This window comes from Methyloceanibacter sp. (assembly GCF_051306395.1).
Classification (GTDB): domain Bacteria; phylum Pseudomonadota; class Alphaproteobacteria; order Rhizobiales; family Methyloligellaceae; genus Methyloceanibacter.
This window is the reverse complement of record NZ_JBPPND010000104.1, coordinates 1-4,458: the sequence shown is the minus strand read 5'-3', so window position 1 is coordinate 4,458 and position 4,458 is coordinate 1. Positions and strand designations below refer to the sequence as shown.

Sequence of the window (4,458 nt, the reverse complement as noted above, 5' to 3'; positions counted from 1 at the left end):
CGCGGCGCGGGCGACGCTGATATCAAGTCTGCGTTCCGCAATCTCGCCAAGGAGTGCCATCCCGACCGCTGCAACGGCGACCCCACCGCGGAGCAACGCTTCAAGGAAGTCAACGAGGCCTACGAGGCCCTGAAGGACCCGCAACGCCGCGCGGCCTATGACCGCTTCGGCCATGCCGCCTTCGAGGGCGGCGGCGCAGGGTTCGGCGGCTTCGGCGCCGGGGGCCCGCACGGTTTCGGCACGGATTTCTCCGCCTCGATGTCGGCCATGTTCGACGACCTGTTCGGCGAGTTCATGGGCGGCACGCGACGGCCGCGACAGCGCTCAGGCCGCGAGCGCGGCGCCGATCTCCGCTACAACATGGAGATCACACTCGCGGAGGCTTACGAAGGCAAGACGGCGCAGATCCGCGTACCGACATCCGTCACCTGCGATGACTGCTCGGGTTCCGGCGCCAAGGCCGGCACCTCGCCCACCGCCTGCCGGACTTGCGGCGGCGTCGGCAAGGTTCGGGCAAGCCAGGGCTTCTTCACCATCGAGCGCACCTGCCCGGCCTGTCAGGGCCGCGGCGAAATGATCGAGACGCCATGCCCGTCATGCAACGGGGCGGGCCGCGTTATCCGCGAGCGCACCTTGTCCGTCACCATTCCGGTGGGTGTGGAGGACGGTACGCGCATCAGGCTTGCCGGCGAGGGCGAAGCGGGCGTGCGCGGCGGCCCGCCCGGCGATCTCTACATTTTCCTGTCGATCAAGCCGCATGAGTTCTTCCAGCGCGACGGCGCCGATCTGTTCTGCCGCGTGCCCATCGCCATGACCACCGCGGCGCTCGGCGGCCAGATCGAGGTGCCCACCATCGACGGCGGCCGCAGCCGCGTGAAAGTGCCCGAGGGCTCGGAAAGCGGGAAGCAGTTCCGCCTCAAAGCCAAGGGCATGCCCGTGCTGCGCTCCAAGCAGCAGGGCGACCTCTACATTCAGGTCGAGGTCGAGACGCCGAAGAACCTCTCGCGCAAGCAGCGCGATCTGCTGAAGGCGTTCGAGGAGGCGTCCAACCCGGACACGAGCCCGGCCTCGGCCGGATTTTTCGCCCAGGTGAAGGAGTTCTTTGAGGGTATCGGCGAGTAGCGCCTATCCCTTCCCGCCTGGATTGACGTAGATTGGAGTTCTCTTCAGCTCCCGCGCCCCCGTCCCGCATCAGCATTAGCGCGGTCTTCAAGCGAGATGACGATGCCCGGCGAGCAGCCCGCACGCGACGCCAAGAAGAGCCCGGCGAAGACAATGGAACTCCGCGAGCCCAAGCTCATGGTGCGGGCGGCAAGAGCCACCGTCGCCGTCATTGCCGTCATCGCGCTAGCGAGCGTCCTTTGGTACGCGCAGACGGCGATCTTTTTAACGTTCGCCGGCATCCTGCTTGCCATCGTGCTCTACGGCGCCAGCAACTCGCTCTCCAACCTCACCGGCCTGCCGCGTTTGCTGATGCTGGCCGTGGTGGCCCTCGCCGGTCTGGGCGTTCTCGTCCTTGCCGGCTGGACCGCAGGACCGACGCTCGGGACACAGATCGCGCTGCTTGCGCAGAGCATCGCCGCCGGCGTCACCACGCTTACCTCTAAACTTTCGACCTTCATCGACCGCACGGAGCTGCTCGAGAATATCAACCTGGTTCAGGTCCTCGGCAACTTCATGAGCCAGTGGGGCATTGCCACCGGCGCCACCTCGGTCGCCATGTCCGTGTTCGGTCTGTTCAGCGCCGGGCTTATCGTGCTGTTCTTCGGCGTCTATCTCGCCGCCGATCCGCACACTTACGTCAATCTGGTGGCGCAGCTCGCACCGGAGGACAAGCGCCAAACGCTGCTCGAGCTGCTGTACGAGACCGGCGATCTGCTGCGGCGCTGGCTGATCGGGCAGTCGATCACCATGTCGGCGGTCGGCGTCTTCACCTATCTCGGGCTGTTGATCCTTGGCGTACCGATCGCCTTCGTGCTGGCGCTGTTCGCGGGGCTCGCGTGCTTCCTGCCCTATCTCGGACCGATCATCGGCGCGATTCCGATCATCCTCGTCGCCGGCGGCGAGAGCTGGAATTTGGCCCTATGGGCGTTCGGTCTTTATTGCTGTGTCCAGTTCCTGGAGAGCTATCTGCTGACGCCTCTGATCCAGGCGCGGGCCGTGTCGATGCCCCCTGCGGCGGTGATCCTGAACCAGCTCGTGTTCGGCGCCGTGTTCGGGCTCATGGGGCTGGCGCTCGCCACCCCGCTCGCGGCCGCCGCAACCGTTCCCTTGCGTCATGTATTTGGTCAGGACGAGGACGGTACGAGCGACGGCGCGTAAAGCGCGAAGCAGGAGATTTGCATGCGGTTATTGTTTTTTGCCGGTAGCGCCCGGGAGGGATCGCACAACAAGAAGCTCGCCCGGCTCGGGCAGCATATCGCCGAGGCGAACGGCATCGAGGCGGTGTTCGCGGACCTGGCCGACTATCATATGCCGATTTATCACGGCGATCTGGAAGATGACGAGGGCGTGCCGGAGCGCGCGCGGGCCTTCAAGGCGCTGCTGGAGGAGTATGACGGTGTGATGATCGTGACGCCGGAGTACAACGCCGCGGTTCCGCCGCTGCTCAAGAACACGATCGATTGGCTGAGCCGCGTGAAGGACGAACCGGACGTGTTCAGGGCACGTGTTTTCGCCATCTCGGGCGCGTCACCAGGTTATTACGGGGCGATGCGCAGCCTGCTCGTGCTGCGGCAGATCCTCGCCGTGGGCTTGGGCGCAACCGTCATTCCGCAGCAGATGGCGCTGCCGCGCGCCAGCCAAGCCTTCGAGGACGACGGCAGCCTGAAGGACGAAAGCCAGCAGAAGACATTCGCCGGCGTGGTGGAAGCACTGGCCGTGGCCGCGAGGAAATTTACCGCATGAGCCCGAAGGACCGGATTATCGTCGCGCTCGACGTGCCCCATGTGGACGAGGCGCGCGCCCTCATCGAAAGGCTCGGCGACAGCATCGGCGTTTACAAGCTCGGCCTCGAGCTCATTTATGCCGGCGGCCTTGCGCTTGCCGAGACGCTCGTCAAGGACGGCCACCGCGTGTTTTTGGACGCCAAGCTGCTCGACATCGAGGCGACGGTCGAGCGGGCGACCGCCGCAATCGCCAAGACCGGCGCGCACTTCGTCACGGTGCATGCCACCGACCGCAAGACGCTCGATGCGGCCGTGCGCGGGCGCGGCGACAGCGCACTCAAGCTCCTTGGCGTGACGGTGCTGACCAATCTCGACCGCGCGGACTTGTCGGAGCAAGGCATCGAGATGCCTCCCTTGGCCCTTGTGCAAGAGCGCGCGCGGCTCTCTCAGGACGCGGGCTTCGACGGTATCGTCGCCTCGGGCAAGGAGGCGGCGGCGCTCCGCGAACGCTTGCGGAACTTTTTGATTGTGACCCCTGGCATCCGGCAGGCGGGGACCGATATGCAAGACCAAGCCCGCGTGGTGACGCCGACGGACGCAGTCGAGGCCGGCGCCGACTATCTGGTGATCGGCCGTCCCATCACGCGCGCCAAAGATCCGCGCGCGGCCGCCGAGACAATCGCAGAAGAGATCGCGGCCGCTTCCGCCTAGAGTTCGGCCAGACGCGTGCAGACCAGGGCGGAGAGCGCGACCCCGTTGCCCTCGATGGCGACCTGCTTGATGCGCGACTTGCCGCCTTGGACGACCCTCACCGCCGATTGCGGCAGCCCGAGCCACTTGGCGATCAGCTTTTCCAGCGCCGCATTGGCGCGGCCGGCTTCGGGCAGGGCTCTTACGCGGGCTTTGAGCACGGTGTCGCCGTCGAACGCCTCGAGACCTTCGATGGCGTCGCGCGCGGATTTCGGGGTGAGCCGCACCGCCACGATCAGGCCCGTGGGCGTCTGGCGGAGATTGAGCTTGAGGAGCGGACCGTCCACGCCAGGCTTAAGCGACGGCCGGCAAGATCCAGCCAAACAGCACCACGTCGCGGATGAACAGCAGAAGCAGGATCAGAATCACCGGCGAAATGTCGATGCCGCCGAGATTGGGCAGGATGCTCCGGATCGGCCGCAGCGCCGGTTCGGTGATCCGGTAGAGCATGTCCGCCACGCTATAGACGAAGCGATTACTGGTGTTGACCACGTTGAAGGCGATCAGCCAGCTCAAGATCGCGCTCGCGATCACCACCCAGATAAAGAGATCGATGACGAGAGCGATGAATCCGATCAAAGGAACCATGAAAAGGCCCCTCCGTGCGCGGCCTTGGGGCCTCATGTAGCGGACAGGCCCGCCCGAGGGCAAGTCTTTGGCAGTGCCAAGGCTTAAGTTCGTGTCTCGCCCCCTTGCTTGACAGGGATGGGGGCGGTTCCCTAAATGCGGGCTTCTCGGGGCCGTAGCTCAGTTGGGAGAGCGCAGCAATCGCACTGCTGAGGTCGTCGGTTCGATCCCGTCCGGCTCCACCATTTCCAAG

At 65.4% G+C, this 4,458-nt stretch carries 6 protein-coding genes and 1 tRNA gene; 5 read left to right on the top strand and 2 right to left on the bottom strand.

The window, feature by feature from the left end:
• From dnaJ to pyrF, 4 genes are all read left to right on the top strand, one after another.
• Positions 1 to 1,122: molecular chaperone DnaJ (dnaJ, locus tag ACSLE4_RS05870; protein WP_435903545.1), on the top strand; the 1,122-nt coding region annotated here is incomplete at its 5' end.
• A 102-nt stretch (positions 1,123 to 1,224) separates the two neighbouring features.
• Positions 1,225 to 2,322, top strand: coding sequence for an AI-2E family transporter (locus ACSLE4_RS05865; protein WP_435903544.1), 1,098 nt, complete (start codon positions 1,225 to 1,227; stop codon positions 2,320 to 2,322).
• 21 nt (positions 2,323 to 2,343) lie between these two features.
• Positions 2,344 to 2,907, top strand: coding sequence for an NADPH-dependent FMN reductase (locus ACSLE4_RS05860; RefSeq protein ID WP_435903543.1), 564 nt, complete (start codon positions 2,344 to 2,346; stop codon positions 2,905 to 2,907).
• Complete coding sequence (gene pyrF / locus ACSLE4_RS05855; protein ID WP_435903542.1) at positions 2,904 to 3,599, top strand: orotidine-5'-phosphate decarboxylase; 696 nt, start codon at positions 2,904 to 2,906, stop codon at positions 3,597 to 3,599. Before ACSLE4_RS05860 ends, pyrF begins: the two co-directional genes overlap by 4 nt.
• Here the strand turns inward: pyrF and ACSLE4_RS05850 are convergent.
• Both ACSLE4_RS05850 and ACSLE4_RS05845 read right to left on the bottom strand, forming a co-directional pair.
• On the bottom strand, positions 3,596 to 3,925 hold the full coding sequence (locus tag ACSLE4_RS05850) for a DUF167 family protein (protein WP_435903541.1): 330 nt from the start codon (positions 3,923 to 3,925) through the stop codon (positions 3,596 to 3,598). The genes pyrF and ACSLE4_RS05850 overlap by 4 nt on opposite strands.
• A gap of 7 nt (positions 3,926 to 3,932) precedes the next feature.
• On the bottom strand, positions 3,933 to 4,226 hold the full coding sequence (locus tag ACSLE4_RS05845; protein ID WP_435903540.1) for a YggT family protein: 294 nt from the start codon (positions 4,224 to 4,226) through the stop codon (positions 3,933 to 3,935).
• A gap of 148 nt (positions 4,227 to 4,374) precedes the next feature.
• Here ACSLE4_RS05845 and ACSLE4_RS05840 point away from each other — a divergent pair.
• Positions 4,375 to 4,450: transfer RNA gene (locus tag ACSLE4_RS05840), tRNA-Ala, on the top strand.
• Positions 4,451 to 4,458 lie beyond the last annotated feature (8 nt).